This is a genomic window from Prosthecobacter vanneervenii (assembly GCF_014203095.1).
Classification (GTDB): domain Bacteria; phylum Verrucomicrobiota; class Verrucomicrobiia; order Verrucomicrobiales; family Verrucomicrobiaceae; genus Prosthecobacter; species Prosthecobacter vanneervenii.
In genome coordinates this window covers 276,784-298,891 of the sequence record NZ_JACHIG010000007.1, presented here as the reverse complement: position 1 = coordinate 298,891, position 22,108 = coordinate 276,784, and the positions used below count along the sequence as shown (strand labels likewise).

Annotated in this window: 21 protein-coding genes; 9 read left to right on the top strand and 12 right to left on the bottom strand. The window is 60.7% G+C overall.

Annotated elements, in window-relative coordinates:
- Window positions 1-5: 5 nt before the first annotated feature.
- From HNQ65_RS17170 to HNQ65_RS17145, 6 genes are all read right to left on the bottom strand, one after another.
- A complete protein-coding gene (locus tag HNQ65_RS17170; protein WP_184341163.1) occupies window positions 6-638 on the bottom strand; it encodes a response regulator transcription factor in 633 nt (210 codons plus the stop codon).
- Window positions 635-2,536 carry an ATP-binding protein gene (locus tag HNQ65_RS17165; protein ID WP_184341161.1) on the bottom strand — a complete coding sequence of 634 codons (1,902 nt, stop codon included), beginning with the start codon at window positions 2,534-2,536 and terminating at the stop codon, window positions 635-637. The genes HNQ65_RS17170 and HNQ65_RS17165 overlap by 4 nt, the downstream gene beginning before the upstream one ends.
- A gap of 729 nt (window positions 2,537-3,265) precedes the next feature.
- Window positions 3,266-4,564: a DUF1552 domain-containing protein gene (locus HNQ65_RS17160; protein WP_184341159.1), complete on the bottom strand. Its 1,299-nt coding sequence runs from the start codon at window positions 4,562-4,564 to the stop codon at window positions 3,266-3,268.
- A gap of 437 nt (window positions 4,565-5,001) precedes the next feature.
- Window positions 5,002-5,391 carry a hypothetical protein gene (locus HNQ65_RS17155; RefSeq protein ID WP_184341157.1) on the bottom strand — a complete coding sequence of 130 codons (390 nt, stop codon included), beginning with the start codon at window positions 5,389-5,391 and terminating at the stop codon, window positions 5,002-5,004.
- 227 nt (window positions 5,392-5,618) lie between these two features.
- Window positions 5,619-8,123 (bottom strand): DUF1592 domain-containing protein, encoded by a 2,505-nt coding sequence (locus tag HNQ65_RS17150; RefSeq protein ID WP_246438351.1) that lies wholly within the window; start codon window positions 8,121-8,123, stop codon window positions 5,619-5,621.
- A gap of 434 nt (window positions 8,124-8,557) precedes the next feature.
- The gene (locus HNQ65_RS17145; protein WP_184341153.1) at window positions 8,558-9,943 is read right to left on the bottom strand and encodes an alkaline phosphatase family protein; all 1,386 of its coding nucleotides are present in this window, start codon (window positions 9,941-9,943) and stop codon (window positions 8,558-8,560) included.
- A gap of 46 nt (window positions 9,944-9,989) precedes the next feature.
- Between HNQ65_RS17145 and HNQ65_RS17140 the strand changes: the two genes are divergently transcribed.
- Window positions 9,990-10,781, top strand: coding sequence for a glycerophosphodiester phosphodiesterase (locus HNQ65_RS17140; protein ID WP_184341151.1), 792 nt, complete (start codon window positions 9,990-9,992; stop codon window positions 10,779-10,781).
- 3 nt (window positions 10,782-10,784) lie between these two features.
- Here HNQ65_RS17140 and HNQ65_RS17135 read toward each other — a convergent pair whose 3' ends face one another.
- Both HNQ65_RS17135 and HNQ65_RS17130 read right to left on the bottom strand, forming a co-directional pair.
- On the bottom strand, window positions 10,785-10,970 hold the full coding sequence (locus HNQ65_RS17135; protein ID WP_184341149.1) for a type II toxin-antitoxin system HicA family toxin: 186 nt from the start codon (window positions 10,968-10,970) through the stop codon (window positions 10,785-10,787).
- Complete coding sequence (locus HNQ65_RS17130; protein WP_184341147.1) at window positions 10,967-11,182, bottom strand: type II toxin-antitoxin system HicB family antitoxin; 216 nt, start codon at window positions 11,180-11,182, stop codon at window positions 10,967-10,969. Before HNQ65_RS17130 ends, HNQ65_RS17135 begins: the two co-directional genes overlap by 4 nt.
- A 298-nt stretch (window positions 11,183-11,480) precedes the next feature.
- On the opposite strand from HNQ65_RS17130, the gene HNQ65_RS17125 reads away from it, so the two are divergent.
- From HNQ65_RS17125 to HNQ65_RS17115, 3 genes are all read left to right on the top strand, one after another.
- Window positions 11,481-13,379: an ABC-F family ATP-binding cassette domain-containing protein gene (locus tag HNQ65_RS17125; RefSeq protein ID WP_184341145.1), complete on the top strand. Its 1,899-nt coding sequence runs from the start codon at window positions 11,481-11,483 to the stop codon at window positions 13,377-13,379.
- Between the two features lie 93 nt (window positions 13,380-13,472).
- Window positions 13,473-13,754: a type II toxin-antitoxin system RelE/ParE family toxin gene (locus HNQ65_RS17120; protein WP_184341143.1), complete on the top strand. Its 282-nt coding sequence runs from the start codon at window positions 13,473-13,475 to the stop codon at window positions 13,752-13,754.
- Between the two features lie 12 nt (window positions 13,755-13,766).
- A complete protein-coding gene (locus tag HNQ65_RS17115) occupies window positions 13,767-14,063 on the top strand; it encodes a HigA family addiction module antitoxin (RefSeq protein WP_184341141.1) in 297 nt (98 codons plus the stop codon).
- A 158-nt stretch (window positions 14,064-14,221) separates the two neighbouring features.
- On the opposite strand, the gene HNQ65_RS17110 is transcribed toward HNQ65_RS17115, so the two are convergent.
- Together HNQ65_RS17110 and HNQ65_RS17105 are read right to left on the bottom strand one after the other, a co-directional pair.
- On the bottom strand, window positions 14,222-14,809 hold the full coding sequence (locus HNQ65_RS17110; protein ID WP_184341139.1) for a DUF4304 domain-containing protein: 588 nt from the start codon (window positions 14,807-14,809) through the stop codon (window positions 14,222-14,224).
- 21 nt (window positions 14,810-14,830) lie between these two features.
- On the bottom strand, window positions 14,831-15,472 hold the full coding sequence (locus tag HNQ65_RS17105) for a 3-keto-disaccharide hydrolase (RefSeq protein WP_184341137.1): 642 nt from the start codon (window positions 15,470-15,472) through the stop codon (window positions 14,831-14,833).
- A 199-nt stretch (window positions 15,473-15,671) separates the two neighbouring features.
- Between HNQ65_RS17105 and HNQ65_RS17100 the strand changes: the two genes are divergently transcribed.
- A complete protein-coding gene (locus tag HNQ65_RS17100; RefSeq protein WP_184341135.1) occupies window positions 15,672-15,950 on the top strand; it encodes a hypothetical protein in 279 nt (92 codons plus the stop codon).
- A 235-nt stretch (window positions 15,951-16,185) separates the two neighbouring features.
- Window positions 16,186-16,941: an SDR family NAD(P)-dependent oxidoreductase gene (locus HNQ65_RS17095; RefSeq protein WP_184341133.1), complete on the top strand. Its 756-nt coding sequence runs from the start codon at window positions 16,186-16,188 to the stop codon at window positions 16,939-16,941.
- A gap of 322 nt (window positions 16,942-17,263) precedes the next feature.
- On the opposite strand, the gene HNQ65_RS17090 is transcribed toward HNQ65_RS17095, so the two are convergent.
- Together HNQ65_RS17090 and HNQ65_RS17085 are read right to left on the bottom strand one after the other, a co-directional pair.
- Entirely contained in the window at window positions 17,264-18,097 is an 834-nt protein-coding gene (locus HNQ65_RS17090; RefSeq protein ID WP_184341131.1) for an ATP-grasp domain-containing protein, read from the bottom strand.
- Window positions 18,090-18,962, bottom strand: a complete 873-nt coding sequence (locus HNQ65_RS17085; protein ID WP_184341129.1) for an NAD(P)-dependent oxidoreductase — start codon at window positions 18,960-18,962, stop codon at window positions 18,090-18,092. The genes HNQ65_RS17090 and HNQ65_RS17085 overlap by 8 nt, the downstream gene beginning before the upstream one ends.
- A 59-nt stretch (window positions 18,963-19,021) precedes the next feature.
- Here HNQ65_RS17085 and HNQ65_RS17080 point away from each other — a divergent pair, with 59 nt between their 5' ends.
- From HNQ65_RS17080 to hflC, 3 genes are read left to right on the top strand one after another with little or no spacing between them, the layout of a single operon-like run.
- Entirely contained in the window at window positions 19,022-19,990 is a 969-nt protein-coding gene (locus tag HNQ65_RS17080) for an NAD-dependent epimerase/dehydratase family protein (RefSeq protein ID WP_184341126.1), read from the top strand.
- Window positions 19,991-20,028: 38 nt separating this feature from the next.
- Window positions 20,029-21,018 carry an FtsH protease activity modulator HflK gene (gene hflK, locus HNQ65_RS17075; protein ID WP_184341124.1) on the top strand — a complete coding sequence of 330 codons (990 nt, stop codon included), beginning with the start codon at window positions 20,029-20,031 and terminating at the stop codon, window positions 21,016-21,018.
- A complete protein-coding gene (gene hflC / locus HNQ65_RS17070; protein ID WP_184341122.1) occupies window positions 21,015-22,076 on the top strand; it encodes a protease modulator HflC in 1,062 nt (353 codons plus the stop codon). Before hflK ends, hflC begins: the two co-directional genes overlap by 4 nt.
- Window positions 22,077-22,108 lie beyond the last annotated feature (32 nt).

Below are 22,108 nucleotides of genomic sequence, written 5' to 3'. Positions count from 1 at the left end.
GACAGTCAGACCAGCCCCTCTTTGAGAGCCTTGGCCACGGCGCCGGTGCGGGTGTTGACCTCCAGCTTCTCGTAAATGCGGCGGAGGTAGGTGTCCACGGTGTGCACGCTGAGGCTCAACCTGTCGGCGATTTCCTTTTTGATGAGTCCTGTGGTCATGAGCTGCAGGATCTCCTTTTCGCGGTCACTGAGGCCGTAGTCGCGCTGTTTGGGTGCAAGTTTGGAAAACATGTCCAGCACGCGGCGGGCGATGCGGGGATTCATGGGGGAGCCGCCTGCGAGGGCATCGCGCACGGCCTGGGTGATGTCGGCTCCGCTGCTGGTCTTGAGCAGGTAGCCGGCAGCTCCGGCGCAGATGGCCTGGAAGACTTTGTCGTCGTCCTCGAAGACGGTGAGGATGACGACGAGGGTCTTGGGTGCGCGCTCTTTGATAAGGCGGATGGCATCGAGACCGCTCATGCCGGGAAGGCCGACATCGAGGAGGATCAAGTCGGGGGCGTTTGATTCAGAAAGTGCGGCGAGGAGCTTTTCGCAGGAATCGAAATCGAGGGGGCACTGCAGGTTGGATTCGGTGGCAAGGAGACGCACGAGAGTGCGCCTGAAGGAAGCGTGGTCTTCGACGATCCAAAGGGTGCTCATGAGAAATCGGCCTCCAGGGTGATGCAGGTGCCTTGGCCGGGACTGCTGGTGATCTGCAAGGTGCCGCCAAGGACGGTGGCGCGGTGGTGGAGATTGGCGAGGCCGTTTCCTGCGGTGATGGCGGCGGAATCGAAGCCGCAGCCGTCGTCTTCAATGCGGAGATGGAAGTGTTTTGCCTTCCAGTTCACTTCGATGCGCACTTTTGCAGCATGGGCATGACGGGTGATGTTGTGCACGGCTTCACGGAAGAGGAGGAAGACCTGGCGGTGGAATTCGAGTGACGCGGTGGTGGATTCGCTGCTGCTGGGTGCATCGAGCTGCCAGTCGATGTCTTTGAGCAAGGATGCAGCGCTTTGGCGCATGGCCTCAACGAGGCTGGCAAGGGGAGGAAGATCGCCCTCGCGGACGAGCCAGATGATGCCGCGCATGGACTCGGCGGCCTCTCCGGCGAGGCGGTGGATTTCCTGAAGGGAGTCGGAGGGAGGGCCGTCTCGCAGCGCCAGCTCTGACATGAGGCGGATGCTGCCGAGGTGGCTGCCGATTTCGTCATGGAGGTCGCGGGAGATGCGGTGGCGCAGAGATTCCATCTCCTGCTGGCGGGAGCGGCGGGAACGCAGCCATGCGAGCCAGGCGGTAAGAATGGCGAGGCCTAAGACGCTGCCGCCAAGCCATGCGGTGCGCTGGTATGCGATGGCAAGCGCCTGGGTGCGCTGTGTTTCCAAGGCGGTGAGTTCGTCGGTGATCTGGCGGCGCTGAGAAAGCGCTGCGAGCCAGGTGGATTCATCCACCAGCGCGCCGGTGCTGCTGCGTGCGTCGATAAGGCCAGTGCGGGTCCAGGATGCGGTGATGGTGTCGTCTGAGCTCGTGACGGCGGAGTTGAGCGCGATGTTGCTACCATGGGCAAAAGCCTGCAGCTCTGCGAGTGCGAAGACGAAGTCGCCGCTGCGCTCCCAGAGATGCGTGGCGGTGACGCGGATGGTCTGAACACGCAGGCCGGGGCACTGAAAAGCAACGGGGGTGTCTGCGGGATTGGGGAAGTCGGCGGAGGTGGTGTCGAAGATGGTTTTGCCATCGGCTTCCACTTTGAAGCGACGGGGGAAGCCGAAGCCGGAGCGCTCGGGGTAGTCGCGGGGATGGGCGGGGATGAGGCGGATCTCGTCGATGGCGTGTGGTGCGCCCAGATCCACCTGAGTCCATTTGGTGGTCTCTGCGGTGGTGGAGATGCCGCTGTGCCAGCCGTTGCCATTGATTTCATCGGGATGCACTGGGAGGCCCAGTGAGTATGCGCCGTCCACCAGATGACGGGGGGACCAGGTGGGGAGGGTTTCGACGGAGTTGGGGGCGAGGACCTGGGCGTGGAGGGCAACGTTGCGGCCGCCGCTGAAGACCAAGAGCTCGCCGAGGCAGAAGATGTAGCGGCGGGTGCCGTGAGGCTGGGCGGCGAGGGTGGTGGCGGTGAAGCGGATGTGGCGTGCTTTGATGCCATGAGCTGCCACGAACCATGGCGCGGGTGAGGGCGGATTATTGTCGGAGAAATGGTCTAATAATGTGTCGGATTCGGCAAAAAGGGGGTCGTTTGAGGCGTCGATACGGAAGCGGCGGGGGAAGCCGTAGGAGTCGACCACGCCGAGCATGGCGGGGATGACGACGACTGAGTCGAGCGGGTATTCGGCCCCGAGGTCTATCTGGACCCACCGGATGGAATCGGCATGGGGAGCAAGGCCGCTGTGGAAGCCAGCGTGCTCCAGGGGCTGGGGGGCGGGAAGAGCGGGGAGTTTTGAGAGCGCGGTCTGGAGCTCGTGCTGGCGGTGATCCAGGGTGGAGAGCTGGGGATTCAGCCATGACCATGGAGCACCGGTGGCGAGAATGGATGCGAGGATGAGCAGGGCTGGTTTCAAAGGGGTGACCATTCCTGACAATGGGACGAGTGCAAGGCACGTGAAGGCGGGACAGGGTCTATTTAAAAACGGATTGCCTGACTGTAGTTTTAGCAGCTCTCCTGGCTTCCGGAGTAGACCAGGCGAAGACGCAGTGGGGTAAGGAAGCTGGACGACCCCCTCCTCCAGAGAGTTGAGATGCGCGGAGTATTTGGAAGCAGAGAGGGTGATGGGTTGCGCGAGCCGCACAGAGGACTGTGCGGACCACTATGCTGGCGCATGGGCGGCGCCCCCATGGACGTGCTACGCGGTTTGAATAGCCAGATTGTTATTCCGTTGGACCTCGGGGGATCTGCCGAGACAGGTAGCATCTGAAGTTTTAATGTCACCGCTACGCGGTTTCCTCTTGATGAAGTTACCGCGGGCCGGCACCCACAGCCATGGTTGTGGCAGCCCGCCGGACATTGTTTATAGTGATAACATGAGTACTTCGTGGTATTTCATGGTGCTCTTTTGGACGCACGTAAGTTGCATGTGTTACAGAGGCGACGAGCTGTAGATTACTGAGATTTCAGGGTGATGCGGAGCGTTCCTTGTTCCACAGGAACAAGGCTACTTTGGTCCTAGCTCGGAAGGCTGTGTGGAGTGTGATGGAGATTGTTTGAAGGGCTGGGGAATTGGGGAGCGCTGACCGACAGACAGGAGTGTCTGTCGTACTTCCATGCGCTGGCCTGGGGGGGTATGGCTGTGTCAGGTCAGGCCTGAGATGGTGCCGGTGCTGGAGCCGAATTGGTTGGACTCGACGCCGAGGCGGTGGAGGAGGGAGAGGAAGAGGTTGCTGAGGGGGAGGTTGGTGTCGCGTTTGAAGGCGAGGTGCTGGCCGTGTTTGAAGCCGCCGCCGGCGAGGAGGATGGGGAGGTTGGTGTTGTCGTGGGTGTTGGCGTCTCCCATGTTGCTGCCGAAGAGGACCATGGTGCGGTCGAGGAGGCGGGCGTCGTCTTCCTTTTTGGAGGCGAGGGTTTGGATGAGCTTTTTGAAGAGGCGCATCTGCTCAAGGTCGGCTTCGGCGAGCTGGCGTACTTTTTCCTCGGCCTGGCCGTGATGGCTGAGGCCGTGGTAGCCTTCTGTGGTGTTGTCAGCGCCGGGAAGATGGAAGGCGGGCGTGGCGAAGGCATCGACCATGAGGGTGACGATGCGGGTGGAGTCGGACTCGAAGGCGAGCTGTGCCATGGAGAGCATGAGGTCGAGCTTTTCGAAGATGAGTTTTTTGTCGCGGATGTCTTCGGGCTCGGGCTGGGTGGCGACGGGCTTGGGCTTGAGCTCCCATTCGCGGGCGGTGAGGAGGCGCTCTTCGACTTCGCGGACGGAGGTGAGGTATTGATCGAGGCGTGCGCGGTCGGTGCTGCCGAGGTCGCGGCTGAGGCGCTTGGTTTGATCGAGAAGGGTGTCGAGAATGCTGCCGCGTTCGTCGAGCTGCTGGAGTTGTTTTTTGACAGCGGCGGGATCGCCCTGAACGAACATGCGGCGGAAGAGGGCGGGGGCGCTGTCTTCAGCGGGGAGGAGGACGCCGTCGCGAGTCCAGGAGAGGCTGCGGTTGGCTTTGTCGATGTTGACGCCGAGATTGAGTGTTGGATAGCGAGTCTGCTGGCCGAGTTTTTCGGCGATGTATTGATCGAGGGAGATTTGATTGCGGAAGCCGCTCTTGGTGGGGCCGCGTGCGGCGGTGAGGAAGCAGTTCTCCGCGCTGTGGCCGCCGTTGACGTCGGGGTGGGAGAGGCCGCTGAAGAGGGTGAATTCGTTTTTCACCTCGCTGAGCGGAGCGAGCGTTGGTGACAGTTCATAGTCGCGTCCGGTGCTTTTGGGGAAGAAGGGTTTGGGGAGGAAGCCGAGGTTGTTTGAGATGATGAGGAGACGCTGGGGTGGTTTGACCTGAGCGGCGCGGCCGAAGACGGGGTGGAGGTATTCGAGCAATGGCAGGGTGAGAGTCGCCCCTGCGCTTCGCAGGAAGCGGCGCCGGGAGAGGGGTTTGGCGATGTAGGGGGCGTTCATGGGACGATCAGAAAGAGAGATGGGGAAGGAGTCGGATGACAGGTGGTTAACGTGCGCGCAGATGTGCGGCGGGGCGCTTTGCAGACGCTGCTGGTATCCGTTGGGTGCGGCGGAGCGGTGGGTTTGCTTCCCGGTCGGGTGGTGCATAACCCAGGGTCGCCTCGCTTAGGCTCGGCTGACCCTGGGCTGAATTACGCAGCCCCTTTGGGGCTGGTGTGGGGCGGGGCGCTGTGGCGAAGAATGAGATGGGCTGGACGGGTGAGATGGTATTCGCAGCGAGAAGGCGATCATGCAGTTCTTTTGGGACAGGTGTACAGCGAGGCGCTGTTGCGAAGAACAGTATCTGCCAAACAGGTGTCGTTTGGATTGCAGCGAACGGGCCCAAGGCGCGGCGACGGAAGAAGGATTTGATGATGCGTGAACCGTTCATACTTGAGTTAAGCATTTTGTTTGGTCCCGCACGGACAGGTAGAAGAGAGGATTCCGCCGCGTTCACGGTACAGATCTGGTTCAGCTATGTCGAGGCGCCAAAAAACGCAGTCGTTTACAGGCAGGTGTTCGAGGATGTGGCCGATATCACGGCTGCTGGCATAAACGCTTCCGGTGGGGCCTGTGGGTGCTTGCAAATGAAAAGCGATAAAGATGGAGAGCCCGCATGGGAATAGGAATGACCAGTATTCGCATGGGCAAGGTTCATTATCGTTCTCGTCCATCACCCTGTGTGGGAGTCCAAAACGGGTCACCATTTCTTCATAGGAAAGCTGGAAGGCAATCAGCGGATAATGGTCTGGATAAAATGGGGGTGCTCGTTCAGCTTCGATTTTCACAGGACGCAGAGGTTTAGTGATTCGTGTTCTTGCTTCAGCAACGTGTTGGAGAACCGGCTCTGTGGTTACATTGAGTGCTTTCAGTGAAAAGCGGAGCGGGAGGGAGATAGCGGAGTGCCGCACAGGGGACTGTGCGGACCACTATGCTGGCGCACTTGCGGTAATCCTGGAGCTTTTGACATCGGGGTGGAAAAAGGTGGTCCTTTTTGGGGATGCTCGGGATCTTTTCAAAGACTGCCAAGGAAGATGGGGCTTTGGATGAGGGCGTGGAGGAGGTCGCGGATGGGGTAGTTGTTTTTGGCGCAGGAGTTGAGGAGGGATTCGATTTGGGGGCGGTCGGAGAAGCGGACGGGGGTGCCGGTGGCGTAGAGGGTGAACTGGTGGAGGAGATTGCGGGCGAGCTGGCGGGGATTGGCGGCGAGGAGGGTTTTGAGGTCGTTGATGTTCTTGAAGGTACGGCCGTCGAGGAGCTTTCCATTGGTGTCCACGGGGGAGGCGATGGTGTAACTGAAGGTGTGGCCAGCGCGGTCGATGCCGGTGATGCGTTCTCCTTCTTCGAGGCCGCGATAGTGGGTGCGCCAGCCACCGAGGATGTCGAAGTTTTCAAGGGCGAGGCCGACGGGATCGAAACGGGCGTGGCATCCGGCGCAGGTTTTGGATTTGGTGTGAAGGGCGAGGAGATCGCGGATGGTTTTGGCTCCGCGAATGTCGGGCTCGACGGCGGGGACGCTGGCGGGTGGTGGTGGAGGTGGCTGGCCGATGAGGCGCTCCATGACCCAGGCGCCACGGACGACGGGCGAGGTGGTGGTGCCGTTGGCGCTGACTTTCAAAACGGCGGCCTGAGTGAGGAGGCCGCCGAGGGGGCTGTCTTTGGGCAAGGAGACCTTGCGCATGGCGGAACCCGTGAGTGGTGGAAGCTGGTAGTGGGTGGAGAGACGGTCATTGGCGAAGACGAAATCTGACTGCACCAGCACGCTGGCGGGCAGGTTGTCGCGGATCATGGCGGTGAAGAAGGTGCGGGTCTCGCGCTCCATGCTTTCGACGAGGTATTCGTCGAAGCGGTATTCAGGGAAGAGGCGGATGTCGGGATCGTCGCGGCGGATGTGGCGGAGATTGAGCCAGCAGTCGGTGAAGTTTTTGACGAAGCGGTCAAAGCCGGGGCTGGCGATGAGGCGTTCGGTTTCGGAGCGGAGGACCTGGGGATCGCGCAGCTTTTTGTTTTGCGCGAGGTCCATGAGCTGGGCGTCAGGACGTGAGTTGGTGAGGAAGTGAGAGAGGCGGGAGGCGATGGCGAAGTGGTCGTCCGCCTTGATGGGCTCGCGCACGTAGATGAAATCTCCGGAGGCGAGGAAGGCTTTGTAGCCTGCGAGCATGGCCTCGGCGAAGGGCACGTTTTTGGCGAGCTGGGCCTGGATGAGGGAGTCGAAGAGTTTCAAATCTTCTTCGGGGACGGGCTCGCGGGAGGCGAGTGTGACGAAGCGGCGGAGGAGGCGTTTGGCTTCTTGCTGTGGATCTTGGGGTTTGGGCTGGATGCCGAGGTCGTCAAAGAGGACATGATGTGAGGCTGGCGGCCAGGTTTGGGATTCGATGGGGCCTTCGATTTCCAGCCACTGCACGGCGAGGCCGGGCTGGCCGCCCTCTGGGAACGGTGGGTAGCGGTAGGAGGGAGCGGAGCCGTTGGGGTTCATGGCCAGCGGCATGGGGAGGCCAAGGAGGCTGTACTCGATGGCTTCGCCTGCGCGCAGACGGACGGTGGTTTCGTAAACGCGCTTTTCGGGCTGGATGTCGATGATGCCGCCGGAGTCGTGGACTTCATTGATGATGTCCACGCCCGCAGGTTTGCGGGTGCGGAAGGTCATGGGCAGGGGCTGCGTGGCCGGGGTGATGACGAAGCCGGGCTGCTGAAGGACGGCGCGGGCGGAGAAGCGGACTTTGTAGTTGCCGGTGCGTTTGGCGGTGAAGTGTTTGGGAGTGCCGAGGTAGGGCCAGCTTGCAGAGCGGAAGAGGGCCATCTCGATGGTGTCGTCTTTAGCGAGGTCCTTTTCGGTGGGCTCGTTTTTGCCTTTGTCTTTGTCTTTTTTGCCTCTGAACTCCATGGCCTTGTTGTCGCGGGCGAAGAACATGGCCTCGCGGTTGCCGAAGGTGCCAGTGCCGGGGAAGAGATCTGTGCCGACGGCGCGGTATTTGATCATGGGCGGTGGCGCTGGCTCGGTGGTCATGGCGGCGTGCAGCGCAGCCTCTGCGGCGTCGAGGTAGGCGACGAGCTGGACGCGGGACATGTCGAGCATGTCGGTAGTCTTGTTGAAGCGGTGGCCTTCGCGGTCTTCGGGGAGGATGTCACGGATATCGAGGTCGGGGAGCTGGAGGATGTCGCGGAGGTTCTGCTCGTACTCATCACGATTGAGTCGGCGGAGCGGGCCGCGACCGTGGGCGAGGATGTCTGCGTGATCGACGGTGGTGATGGAGGTGGCGAGCGATTGGACGAGGGCAGTGCGCTCGGACTGTGGGAGGTCTTCGGCTTTGGGGGGCATCTCGCCTTTTTCGACGCGGTCGTGGATGCGGATCCAGCGGTCGCGGGTGGAGGAGTCTTTGAGATCAAAGGGGAGAGCGGTGAGATCGAGGCCGCCTTTGGTGGTGTCCTTGTCGTGGCATTCGATGCAGCGCTGCTCGATCTGCGTGGGAGCGGTTTGGGCGTGCGCGAGGATGGAGGAGAGCATGAGGACGGCAAGCATGCGCGGAAGACGCATGGGACGAGCCTGGGCTCTGCAGAGACAGGGGGAAGGCATGGGGGAATGGGGGCGCTGAGGTTTACAAAGCGCGAGGGGGGAATCTGTCAGGGTGTGTGGCAAGGACGCGCACAACGATGTATCTAAAATGCACCTGGTGGAGTGGTGCTGCCGAAAGCGGGCGAGAATGGTAAAATGATTGGGGGTAGATTCATTTTACGGGGCCTTGAATTGGAAATGGCGATGAGGACGCGGTGGGGCGTGGGGGCGTGGGGGAGCGGCAGGGACGTGCGGCCGGAGCCGATGTGGACATCGGCGCTCCCAGTAAAGAGCAAGTGGCGTAAGGCGGCTGTGGCGCGTGGGAGAGTGGCAGGGACATGCGAAAGCGCCGGAGGACCGGCGCACTCCAGGACGCTGTCGCGCGCTGCGGAATCTATAGGCTATTTCTTGTCGGCGGAGATGAGGATCTCTTCGAGGACGCGGCCGTCGGGATTGGGGAGCTGGAGGCCCATGAGTTTGGCGATGGTGGGGGCGACGTCGAGATTGGCCATGCGGTCGAGGACGATGCCTTTTTTGATGCCGCGGCCGCTGGCGATGAAGATGCCGTCGAGCTCGGGGTCGGTGTTGGGGTAGCCGTGGGTGCCGGCGTAGTTGACGGAAGGGGTGACGGTGGCGTCTCCGCCAGCGTCGTTTTTGAAGGCATAGCCGGCTTTGGGGTAGAGGACGAGGTCTCCCATGCCCTGGTTTTCCTCGGGGGTGGGCATGCCGAGGGTGTGGCCGTCTGTGCCGTCGATGACGCGATCAACGCCTTCGACTTTGGCGAACATTTCTTTGAGCTTGGGCAGGAGCTCGGCCTTGCGGGCGGGATTGGTGACATAGACGAAGGCCATGCCGCCCTGGGTCATGGAGTAGGCATCGCAGGTGGTAATGGTGGGGCCGAGGCCCTGGGCGAGCCCGGCTTTCTTGAGCTCGACATTGGGGAGGATGATTTTCGAAACTTTTTTGAAGCCGTGATCGGTGGCGATGATGAAGGTGGTGCTGTCGCGCAGGCCGCTGTCTTCGACGGCTTTGACGAGATCTCCCACAAGGCGGTCGGCGTAGGCGAGGGCGGTGTAACTGGCGGAGGAGCCGGGGCCGTAGGTGTGGTGGGTGGAGTCGGTATTCAGGGTGTGGTAGAGGAGGAGATTGGGCTTGTGGGTTTTGAAGATGTGGATGGCGGCCTTGGTCCACATGTTGTCGAGGAAGGTGACGCTTTTGCGCTGGGGGCCGAGCTGCATCCAGGTGATGTGCTCAGGCTTGATCTCGCCGGCGGCGATCATTTCTTTTTCGACTTTGCCTTCGAGCTCGGGGAGCTCGGCGAAGCTCCAGTCAATGGTCTTGGCCTTGGTGACGGCGACCCAGTCTGACTCGGCGGTGGTGAGTCCGGCATCGTGGGCGACATCATAGAGAGTGGGGGCATGAACGAGCCTGGTTTTGTCTGCCCACTGCTCGATCTTGGGCGGCTTGTTGTCGCCCTGGCGGACGAGGAGGCCATTGAAGAGGACGCCGTGTTTGCGGGGCTCGACACCGGTGACGAGAGTGGTGTGATTGATCCAGGTGATGGAGGGATTGCTGACGGTCATGGCCTTGGTGCTGGCACCTTCGGCGGCTAGCCTGCGGAGATTGGGGATCTGCAGGGATTCATCGTTCCAAAGCCAGGCGGGGAAGCCGTCGAGACTGATGAGGATGACGTGCTGGTCTTTGGGATCGGCGGACGGTGACTTGGAGCAGGAAGTCAGCGTGCGAACGATGATGATGCTGATGACGAGCAGGAAACAAAATTTCATTTGGGGCGAAGGGTTACGGATGCTTGTGTCGTTTGCTTTCTCCCTCATGAAGTCTGCTGTACTTTTCCTTCTTGCCGCCATGTCCGCCCATGCTGTCGAAATTGTTGCTCATCGCGGGTTTTCCGCGCGTGCGCCGGAGAACACGCTGGGGGCGTTTGAGCTGGCGTGGAAGAACGGTACGGATGCGTGTGAGCTGGATGTGTACCTGACGGCCGATGGCAAGACAGCCGTGATTCATGACAAGGACACGAAGCGCACCACGGGCGTGAAGCTGGATGTGGCGACGACGAAACAGGCGGAGCTGACGGCGCTGGATGCGGGAACGTGGAAGGGCAAGGAGTGGGCGAGTGAGAAGATCCCAACGCTGGAGCAGGCGCTGGCGACGATGCCGAAGGGGAAGCAGCGTTTCTTCATTGAGGTGAAGTGCGGGGCGGAGATCGTGCCGGAGCTGAAGCGGATTTTGGAACCGATGAAGGACCGTGCGGCGCAGCTGGCGATCATTGCGTTTAAGCGAGATGCAGCGGCGGAGTCGAAGAAGGCGATGCCGTGGGTGAAGGTGTACCGGCTGGCGTCTGGTAAGACGAAGGAGAAGAAGCCGACGGATCTGACGCAGCTGATCGCGGACACGAAGGCGGACAAGCTGGACGGGCTGGACCTGGGAGTGGCGGATTTTCCGTGGGATGCGGCGATGGTGAAGCAGATCCGCGATGCGGGCTTCGGGCTTTATGTGTGGACGGTGAACAAGCCTGCGGATGTGAAGCGGTTTGCGGCGCTGGGGGTGGATGGGATCACGACAGATGATCCGGTGATGGTGAGGGAGGCGCTGGGGGAACCCTAAAAATTACGGGGTGGGGATTTCCAGCTGTTTGCAGATGGCGCGAGCAGTGTTGTCCTTCACTTCACGGTGGCGAGGCACGCTGGTGATCTTCCGGTTCGTCGGATTCCACCAGATGGAATGACTGCCACCTTCTCGATACAACTGGCAGCCATGCCCGCGCAGATGCCGCTCAAGATCAGCGAGCTTCATGCGGCAAGTTCGAGCGAGCGCTTGAGACTGGCTGGGCTGCGTGTTTGATCTGAAAGCTCACGCTGGCATTCAAGCACGAGCTTTAAAGCTTCCATGAGATTGCTTTCCGCTTCTTCGATGGTCTCGCCTTCGGAAATAGCGGCAGGGATTTCCTCCACCCAGCAGGTGAAGCCACCCTCGGCGGCAGGTTCATACACGGCGGTCAGATTCATGAGGTAAGAATAACGGCTAAGGCGGGACATTTCAACGCCAGACCTACATTCGGATGCTAGCCGGCAAAGCCATGAGGGACTTTGTTCTGTTCTTTTGGAATCGACATGAGGAATGAGCAAGAGAATGATTGTGGGCCGATGATGCAAACGCGAATGGACGCGAATAACCGCGAATTTTGATGAATGGCGGTGGGTATGAAGGTGATGATGGTGAGATGAGCAGTGAGTCTGAATGTGGGGTGACTGGAAGGTAATGGGTGCAGGGAGGAAAGATCGTGCTATCTCAACGGCCCCCTTTATGTCTCCGATCACTCCTGCTGTTATTTCTGCCAAAGACCTGCGCCTGCAATTTGGGCTGCAGCAGGTTTTTAATGATGCGACGATGAGCATCCATGAAGGGGAGAAGCTGGGGCTGGTGGGACGCAATGGGTGTGGGAAGACGAGCCTGATGCGGATCCTGGCGGGGACGGAGAAGCCGGACAGCGGGACGATCTCGCGGAGGAACGGGATCATTGTGAGCCATCTGGCGCAGGAGTTTACGCTGGATGAGGAGGCGAGCGTGCTGGACAACGTGCGCTCAGGAGCGGCGGCGCTGCTGGACATGGTGGCGCGGTATGAAAGCGGCGACTACAAGGGGGACCAGGAGGCGGAGCTGCTGCACCAGATTCAACTGCATGATGGCTGGGGTGTGGAGACGCGGATCAGCACGGCGATGAATGAGCTGGGGGTGCCGGCGGCGGACCGGACTGTGAAGGGGCTCTCGGGTGGTGAGAAGAGGCGTGTGGCGCTGGCGCGTGCGCTGGTGGCGCAGCCGGATCTGCTGCTGCTGGATGAGCCGACGAACCATCTGGATGCGGAGTCGATCGAGTGGCTGGAGATTTTCCTGCGTGAGTTTACCGGGGCGGTGCTGTTTGTGACGCATGACCGGTACTTTTTGGACCGGGTGGCGACGCGGATCATCGAGATCGATGACAGCCGGATTTACAGTCATCCGGGGAACTACAGCGACTTTCTGGAGAGCAAGGCGATCCGCGAGAGTGTGGAGGCGAACTCGGAGAGGCGGCGGCAGAGCTTTCTGCGGCATGAGCTGGAGTTTGTGCGGGCGGGTGTGAGCGCGCGGAGGACGAAGCAACGCTCGCGTCTGGATGAGTATGCACGTGTGGCGGCGATGGATGCGCCGGAGGAGGAGCTGGTGATGGATCTCATTATTCCGCCGGCGGCACCGCTGGCGAACACGATCATCGATGCGACGGACATCGGGGCGTGTGTGAATGACCGGTGGCTTTTCAGCCACCTGAACCTGAGCTTTGAAGCGGGGACGTGCACGGGGATCATCGGCCGCAACGGGCTGGGCAAGACGACGCTGCTGCGGATGCTGATGGGCGAGCAGGAGCCGACGGAGGGCAAGGTGGTCATCGGCAAGCGGACGGTGTTTAACTATGTGGACCAACAGAGGCTGCTGCTGAATCCTGAGAACAGTGTGATGGAGGAGGTGGCGGGGCCGAACTCGGAGTTTGTGCAGTTTGGACCGGAGAAGCTGCATGTGCGTACCTATCTGCGGCGGTTTCTTTTCACCGATGAACGCGCGACGATGCGGGTGAAGGAGCTGAGCGGCGGTGAGCAGAGCCGCGTGCTGCTGGCGAAGATCCTGCGACGCGGCGGGAACTTTTTGATTTTGGATGAGCCGACGAATGATCTGGACCTGCAGACGATGCGAGTGCTGGAGGAGGCGATTCTTTCTTTTAAAGGCTGCGTGCTGGTGGTGAGCCATGACCGGTATTTCCTGGACCGGGTGTGCGACCGGCTGATCGCGTTTGAGGGACAGGGGCGCATCCATGAATGCGCGGGGAACTACAGCTACTACCAGGAGAAGCGCGCGGCGAAGGCGGCAGCGGAACTGGCGATGGTGCAAGCGCCGGTGAAGAAGGAGAAGCCGGCAGCGGCGGGCAACGCGAAGCCGAAGAAGATGTCGCAGAAGGAGCAGCGTGAGCTGGCGGAGGTGGAGGCGGCGATGGCGACGCTGGAGGGAGAGATCGCGGCGATGGAGACGGAGCTGAGCAACCCGGAGACGTTTGTGAAGCTGGGCGCGGGAACGAATGACTACCTGGCGAAGCTGGAGGCGAAGAAGGCGGAGCTGGAGGGGAAGTTTGCGCGGTGGGCGGAGCTGGAGGAGATCAAGGCGGCGTGTGGGGGGTGAGGGGTGGGCATGCGGACATCTCCAAAGGGATGCTTTCATTTCCTTCTTGCCACTCATAACGCCATCCGTTATTACTGTATCATGCATTGATGCATGATACGATCCTTTGCCTGCGACAACACCGAACGCCTGTTCCATCTGGAGAAGGTCCGCGCCTTTCCGCCGGATATTCAGCGCACGGCTTTGCGCAAGCTGGCTCAGCTTCATGCCGTCACTGAACTGTTGCAGCTTCGTGTGCCTCCCGGCAACCGCCTGGAAGCGCTGAAGGGCAGCCGCAAAAGCCAACACTCCATCCGCATCAATGACCAATGGCGCATCTGCTTTCGCTGGGAATCAGACGGGCCGCATGATGTGGAGATCGTTGATTACCATTAACTCTTTCATGACATGAAAAAACACGCCCCCATTCATCCTGGAGAAGTTCTGCGTGAGGATTTCCTGCTGCCGCTGGGCTTGTCTGAATATCGTCTGGCGACGGACATCGGTGTGCCGCCGCGGCGCATCAATGAGATCGTGAAGGGCAGGCGCTCGATCACGGCGGACACGGCCCTGCGTCTGGCGCGGTATTTCCCATGGCCTGCGGAGGTCTGGCTGAACCTGCAATCGCACTATGACCGTCAGGTGGTGGAGGCGGAGATGCGGCCTGTGCTGGCACGCATCAAGCCGTGTGCGCTGGCGGCGTGATCATGGTGAGGGTGGGAGCAAGACCGGGATGCATTGGGAATGCCGAGAGCTAGAGCCTGGCGCGATGGCTCCGTGGCTATGTTCGCCAACGGCTTTTAATACCTGAGGTGTACGCACTGGGCGGAGCTGGAGAAGATCGAGGAGGCGTGTGCGGGTGACTAGGACATGCGCCATATTTGGGCCAATTTCTTCAACTTCGGCAGGGCGTGCGGATTCGCTTCACTTATGGCAAGGGCCATGTTTGTTTCCGCAGCTTGCAAATCACCTGCAAAGTTATAGGCGAGGGCAGCCTTGGCGAACATCTTACTGCGAACGAACTCGGCGGCGACTTCCTCCCAAGTCTTCAGCTTGTTCAACCAAGGCAAGGCGTAGTCTGAAATGTCGTCAGACACTTCATGCATCAATTCCTCCGGGTCGGAACCAGAGGTTACATCCCACCATTTATCGTTCTTGTTCGGAAGCAGGGAGCCAATTCTGGTCCGCAGTTCGCAGTCATATTCTTTGAGTGCTCCCTCCACGGCCGGGGTGCCCCAGGCCGATCTCATAGGAGGTATCGAGATTCCAATGTTGATTGTGAATTTCGCTTCTTCAGCACTGTTAAAACTGGAGAGCTGGATGTTGATCACCTGAGGCCACTCGAGTGATCGAATCCAAGTCGTGCCGGTTTTACCAAATCCAAGCCCCTTCAGGTGCTCTTTATGCAGCGATGATACCATCGCCTTGATGATGTCTTGGGGTTTTGGCATGAGTGAAATGCTAGAACCTGCTTACTCCAGCACCTTGATCTTCAGATTTCGGTAGTAGACGGGGGCCTGGGCTTTGCCGTGGAGGCCTTGGAGGCCGATGGGGCCGGAGCGGGCGAAGTCTTTGAGGGCTTTTTTGAATTTGTTGGGGGTGCCGTCGGGGTTTTTGCCGACTTCGGGCCAGTTGTCGAGGTTGGCATTGATGACTTCGACGCCGTTGAAGAGGACGGTGACGAGGGGGCCTTTGCAGGTGATGGTGTAGTGATTCCACTCGCCTACGGGCTTGGCCGCGCTCTGGCTGGGGGGCATGGCGTCGTAAATGGCGGCGACCATGCCGTATTTGCTGCCGTCCGCACTGTCGTGGACCTGGATTTCAAGGGCGGAGAGGACGTCTTTGATATTGCCGGAGCGGAGGAAGACGCCGCTGTTGGATTCTTTTTCGACCTTGAATTCGAGGTCGAGGATGAAGTCGCCGTAGGAGTCTTTGGTCCAGAGGGTGTCGTGGTCTTTGGCAACGAGGATGCCGTCTTTGAGCTCCCATTTGCCGGGGGCGACGGTGTTGGAGAGGTCGGGGGCGAAGAGGTCCTTCCAGCCGGTGGTGTCGGGGTGATCAGCAGCGAAAGTGACGGAGGCGGCGGCGAGGAGGGCGAAAAGGATGCGTTTCATGGGGTATGGGAGGGGAAGTAACGCGGGATGGCGGGGAAAGATTCTTGTTTTTGGCTCAAATGTGGGTGCTGGGGGTGGGACGGGGCCGCAGGTGTGGGCCGATGTGAGCCTATGAAGATGGGGGCTTGGATTTATAGGATTGCTTTTTTTCCTGGGTTGGCCAATTCTCAGTCAATTAGCCATAAAATTATCTGAATTCATGAAAGCAGTCCACTCCCTGGTCCTCCTCTCGGTCATCTCCGCTCTTTCCCTGACCTCCTGCGGTCAAAGCTGGACCTGGTCCGACCACGGCTACAAGCGCGTGCCGCTCGGTGGTACGTACTACAACAGCAATTTCAACGGAGCGCCGAGCTTTGGCGGTCACGGTGGCGGCTATGGCAACGGCTACAGCGTGTGGCCGCAGCCGACGCTGAACTACGGCGAGTACTTCACCTATGATGATGTGCCGACGAATGTGGGCAACAGCTGGGAACACTAAGAGTGACCGGCCTTTGCGGCTGGCACGCGATTTAAGTCTTTGAAAGAGCCTCCTGCAGACCGCAGGGGGCTTTTTTGTGAGGTGGCTGTATCGTTTTCGCCAACTGATTTGCGGTAGTGTTTGCGTCGAGACGCTCGGCGGAGGCTGGAGGACCAGCCCCCTACCCTGCGCTGGGAGTGCGCGTGCCTGTGAGGTGTGCTTTGCATAAGCGAAGCGGGCGCTTCATAATTGAGGGATGAATTTGAATCTAGCGGGACAGTCGGTGGCGGTGTTTGGAGCGGCGCGTGGCATTGGCCGGGCGATTGCGGAGGGGTTTGTGGCGGAGGGGTGCGTGGTGCGTGGCTTTGACCGGGAGAAGACGGCGGAGTTTGTGACTGCGGGGGATGTGGCGAGCTATGACGCGGTGAAGGCGTTTGCGGGGGAGTTTGAGGCGGTGGACCACGTGGTGTTTTGCGTTGGGATTGGCTCGGGGAAGTTTGGGTTTCCGTTTTGGAATCTGGAGCCGGGTGACTGGGCGCGGGTGCTGGAGGTGAACCTGATCGGGGCGGTGAATGTGGCGCATGCGTTTGCGCCGAGGCTGATCGAGCGAGGTGGGGGATCGATGCTGTTTCTGGTGTCGGTGGCGGGGCAGATGGGGTCGCAGACGGATCCGCCGTACAGCGCGTCGAAGGCGGGGCTGATTAATTTTACTCAATGCGCGGCGAAGGATCTGGGGCCGCACAACGTGCGGGTGAATGCGCTGGCGCCGGGGATGGTGAAGACGGAGCTGAACCAAAGCATCTGGGCGGCGGGGCAGAAGAAGCTGCCGGAGGAGAAGCGGCAGAGCTTTGATGAGTGGGCGGCGGAGAAGATCAAGAAGGTGTCTCACCTGGGCCGCTGGCAGATGCCGGAGGAGTATGCGGCGATGGCGACGTTTCTGGCGTCAGATCATGCGAAGAACATCACCGGGCAGACCATCAATATTGATGGGGGGCAGGTGATGCATGCGTGAGGGGGGCGAAGGTAGATCGAAGGGACGTTCGATTTAGCCGCAGAGGGGCAGAGGGGGCAGAGTTTTTTAACCACGGATTACACTGCCAGCACGGATGAGGTGATCTCGTTTTGTGGGTGGTTTTTAGTGGAGCTGAAGCTGGTGGGCGTGGGGAGATTGAAAACTGAGAACTGAAAACTGGGAATTTTAAATTGGAAGGAGGGCGCGGAGTGCAGGGTGATAGCGAAGCGCCGCACAGGGACTGTGCGAACCCAGGGCTTGCTGCGCCGCGCCCTGGGCTGAGTCCTGCGGGCCGTTGGCCCGCGATGTGGACCGGGGGGCTTTACGCTGATGCACTTCTGCGTTTTGAGATCCAAGGTCGATGTGCCGCGGTGACTTCTGATGTGGGCACAATGGATGAGCGAATGGTGCGCAGGACCTGGGAAGGATCGCAGCCGTAGAGGCCGGCGCCCCAGCAGGGGTTTGATTCGATGATGGCCCAGATGCCGTCGGTTGTTTTACCAATGTCGAGGGTGCATGCTGGAGGAAATGGAACATCTGCGTCTGACAGGATGCTTTCTGCGAAGGTGCGGGCCTCGGTTTCTTCCCGGAGGAAGAACGGCCATTGGTCGTCTGCGGATCGGGCGAGCTCCCCTTCCCTCCAGTAGGGGCTCATGGTCATGATGCGACGTCCCAGAACGAAGCAGCGGACTTCGAGCCGGAAGTCCATGATGCCGGAACGGAGGACGGGGATGTCTTGATCTACCTGCTCTTCGGAGGGGAGGTCGCTGCCAGAAGCATAGACGCGAGGCTCGAAGATCTTGCCGTCGGCGGGTTTGACAAAGGCCGGTGAGTCCAAGAGGCGCGCGCTGCCGAGAGTCATGAACTCGATCTGACGGGAGAGGTATTTCTGAGGAACGGTGGTGAGCCAGTCGATGGAAGGTTCCAGGAGGGCGAGGTCCATTTGATCGGCGACGGCCTCTGCGAAAAGGGGCTCTCCGTAGATGATGATGCTGTTTGGACAGGAGCGCAGTTCTTCGGGAACGCGCCAGGCCTGGATGCGGTGGACAGGCCATTGATTGGCAACGCAGACGCGCCAGATGGCGACGGAGTCATCCGTAGCGCGTGGGCCGAGGAGGACTGTGATTGAACGATCCTCTTTGCCTGGCTCACTCATACAACCTGAAGAGGCCGGAGTGGTCGAGGTCGCCGAGGTGTTTTTCGTGGACGAATTTTTCCCACTGGGCGAGGGAGTTTTTGAGGGTGGGAGAGTCGAGGCCGACGGAGTCGGCGAGCTGGGACATGAGGCGGACGTCTTTGAGCTGGAGGGTGGCGCGGCCGCCAGGGGCGAAGTCGCGGCGGACCATGCGGTCGCCGTGGAGGTCGAGGATACGGCTTTCGGCGAAGCCGCCGAGAAGGGCCTTCCTAACGAGGGCGGGATCGACGCCGGAGAGTTCGGCGAGGCGGAGGGCCTGGGCGACGGCGTCGATGGTCTGAGCAACGATGAGCTGATTGGCGAGCTTGGTGACCTGACCACTGCCGACGGGGCCGAGGTGGGTGATGTTTTTGCCGACGGCCTGGAAGATGGGGAGGGCGCGCTGGAAGTTTTCCGAGCTGCCGCCGGCCATGATGGTGAGGGTGCCTGCCTCTGCGCCGACCTGGCCGCCGGAGACGGGGGAGTCGACCCAATGGACGCGTTCGCCGAATTTTTTGGTCTCGGGGACGCCGGTGGTGCCGAAGTCGATAATGAGGGCGTCTGGGTGCAGGCCTTCGATGAGGCCGCCGGGGCCGAAGACGACGGCTTCGACGACGTCGGTCATGGTGAGATTGATGCAGATGATGCCGGGGCCGATCTCGCGGGCGAGCTCTGGGAGGGAGGCGGCGCGGCGCATGCCGAGGGCGACGGCGGCCTCGGCGGGGGCGGCGCTGCGGTTCCAGACGACGACGTCGGCTCCGGCTTCATGGAGGTGGCGTGCATTGGCGCGGCCCATATTGCCGAGTCCGACGAATCCGATCTTGTATCCTGAGAGTGGCTTGCTCATGTCGGTGGCGAACTCACATCAGGCTGGACCTGATGGCAAACTCCTTCCCAACCCAACTCATGAAAATCATCATCACCGGCGGCGGCGGCTTCCTTGGATCACAGCTGGCACAGAAACTCCTGGAACGCGGTACGTGGTGCGGGAAGGCGATCACGGAGATGGTGCTGCTGGATGCGTTTTTCCGCAGCGAGCCGACGGATGCGCGGGTGAAGCACATCACAGGTGACATCGGCGACCGTGCGACGGTGCTGGCGGCGACGGGGGCGAAGTTTGACGTGATTTTTCACCTGGCGTCGATGGTGAGCGGGGAGTGCGAGGAGCGCTTTGATGACGCGATGCGGGTGAACCTGGAGGGCGGGCGTAATGTGTTTGAGGCGGCGCGTGCGGCGGAGGGAAGACCGCGTGTTGTTTTCGCGAGCAGTGTGGCGGTGTATGGCGGGCTGGACATGTCTCAGATGATGTCTGACCTGACGAAGCAGCTGCCGCAGACGACGTATGGAATGACGAAGGCGATGTGCGAGATGATGGTGAACGATCACACACGCAAAGGCCACTTTGACGGGCGCAGTGTGCGGCTGCCGACAGTGATCGTGCGGCCGGGCAAGCCGAATGCGGCGGCGTCGAGCTGGGCGAGCGGGATGTTTCGTGAGCCGCTGAATGGCGAGCCGTGCATGCTGCCGATCCGCCGCGACCAGCCGCACCCGATGACGGGGTACCGGACGGTGATTGAGTCCTTCATCTTCCTGAGCGAGGTGCCTGAGGAGAAGCTGGGCAAGGACCGCGCGTATGTGCTGCCGGCGCACCGTGTGACGCCGAACATCGCGGAAAAGGTGATCCAGGAAGTGGCAGAGGAGAAAGGCATCAAGCTGGGGCCGATCGTGGATGCGTTTGATGCGCGGATTCAGGGGATCGTGGACAACTGGCCGCAGCAGGTGGATGGCTCGCGTGCGGAAGCCATCGGGCTGCCGAAGCCGCCGACGCTGAAGGAGATCGTGGAACAATATGTGTCGGATTTTGGAATGAAGTAGGGCTTTGCCGCGAGGGGGGAATGGTCTAGCCTCGTGACATGAGCGAGGTACGACCTTTTCCCAATGCGCCACAGATCAGCTTTAATCCGCGCCTGATCCTCACGGCGCTGATCGGACTGTTTGTGGCGGTCGGTGTTTTCTCGGGCGTGTATCAAGTGCCGGCGGAGTCGGTGGCGGTGGTGCAGCGTTTTGGCGGGTATCTGAAGACGGAGAATCCGGGGCTGCACTTCAAGCTGCCGTGGGGGATCGACAGCGTGACGCTGGTGGAGATTTTGCGGCAGCAGAAGCTGGAGTTTGGCTTTGCCACCCGCGGTGCGACGAACCCCTACCAGTATGCGGACTACCGCGAGCAGGAGGGTGAGAAGACGATGGTGACGGGGGACCTGAACACAGCGCTGGTGGAGTGGGTGGTGCAATACCATATCAGCGATCCGGTGGCGTATGTGTTCAACTTCCGCGAGCCGCTGCCGACGCTGCGGGATCTCTCCCAGGCGGTGATGCGCGAGGTGGTGGGCGACCGCACGGTGGATGAGGTGCTCACTATTGGCAGGCAGGAGATGGAGGCGAAGTGTGCCGAGCGGCTGCGGGAGCTGGTGGCAGCGCTGAGCATGGGTGTGCACATTGATCAGATCCAGCTGGGCAACATCAACCCGCCTGCGGATGTGCAGGCGAGCTTCAGCGATGTGAACCGCGCGAAGCAGGAGAAGGAGTCTGCGATCAACACGGCGAGCGGGAACTACAACCAGATCATTCCGAAGGCGCGCGGTGAAGCGGAGCAGAAGATCAAGGGTGCTGAGGGCTATGCGGCCAAGCGCGTGAATGAGGCGGAGGGTGATGCAGCGCGATTCCAGGCGGTGCTGACGGAATACCTGAAAGCACCGGAGGTGACGAAGAAGCGCCTGTATCTGGAGACGATGAGCGATGTGCTGTCCCAGGTGCCGGGCAAGGTGATCCTGGATGACAAGGCCTCGTCCTTCCTGCCGCTGATGAATCTGCGCCAAACCACCCCTGCCCCTGCCACACGATGAAAGCCTCTCTTTTACTGATTGTTGTCCTGTCGCTGACGATTGTGCTGGGCTCGGGCTTGTACACCGTGAGCGAGACGGAGCAGGTGGTGATCACGCAGTTTGGCATGCCGGTGGGCGAACCGGTGAAGAAAGCCGGGCTGCACTGGAAGACGCCTTTTATCCAGACGGTGAACCGGCTGGACAAGCGGGTGCTGGAGTGGGACGGCCCCTCGGCCAACATGACGACGAAGGACAAGGTGATCGTGGTGGTGGATGTGTTTGGCCGGTGGGAGATCAGTGATCCGCTGGTGTTTTTCCGCCAGCTGACGGATGAGCGACGTGCGCTCTCGCGACTGGATGACATCCTGGCGAGCGAGACGCGCATCGTGATTGCGAAGCATGATTTCATTGAGGCAGTGCGGACGACGAAGGACCGCAAGGCGGTGCGTGATGTGTCGAACACGAGCAGCGGCAGCGGGACGGTGCCGTCCACGGCGGACCTGCGGATCGGGGTGCTGCCGCCGATCTCGCATGGCCGGGTGGAGCTGGAGGCGGAAGTGCTCAAGAATGCGATCCCGAAGATCGAGGGCTATGGGATCAAGCTGCTGGATGTGAGGTTCAAACGGATCGACTACGATCCTTCGGTGAGCCAGTCGATTCATCAGCGCATGATTTCCGAACGTGAGCAGATCGCAAAGCTGCACCGAGCGGAAGGCGAGGGTGAGGCGGCAAAGATCAATGGTGAGCGGGAGCGTGATCTGGCGACGATCGAGTCTGAAGCGTACCGGAAGGTGCAGGAGCTGGAAGGTGCGGCAGATGCGAAGGCAACGGAGATCTACGCGAAGGCGTACAACCAGACGCCGGAAGCGGCGCAGCTGTTTGAGTTTCTGAAAACGATGGAGACGTACAAGACGCTGATCACGGCGGACACGACGATGGTCTTCACGACGGAGAGCGAGCTGTTCCGCTTTTTGAAGTCGAGTGATCCGAAGGCGGTGAAACCGGCGGCGAGTGCGGCTGGTGCGAATGAGATTACGCCGCTGCACAAGCTGCCGACGCTGCTGGAAGTGGGGCGGTGAGGTGAGAAAAAAGCGCGAAGTCCAGACGGGGT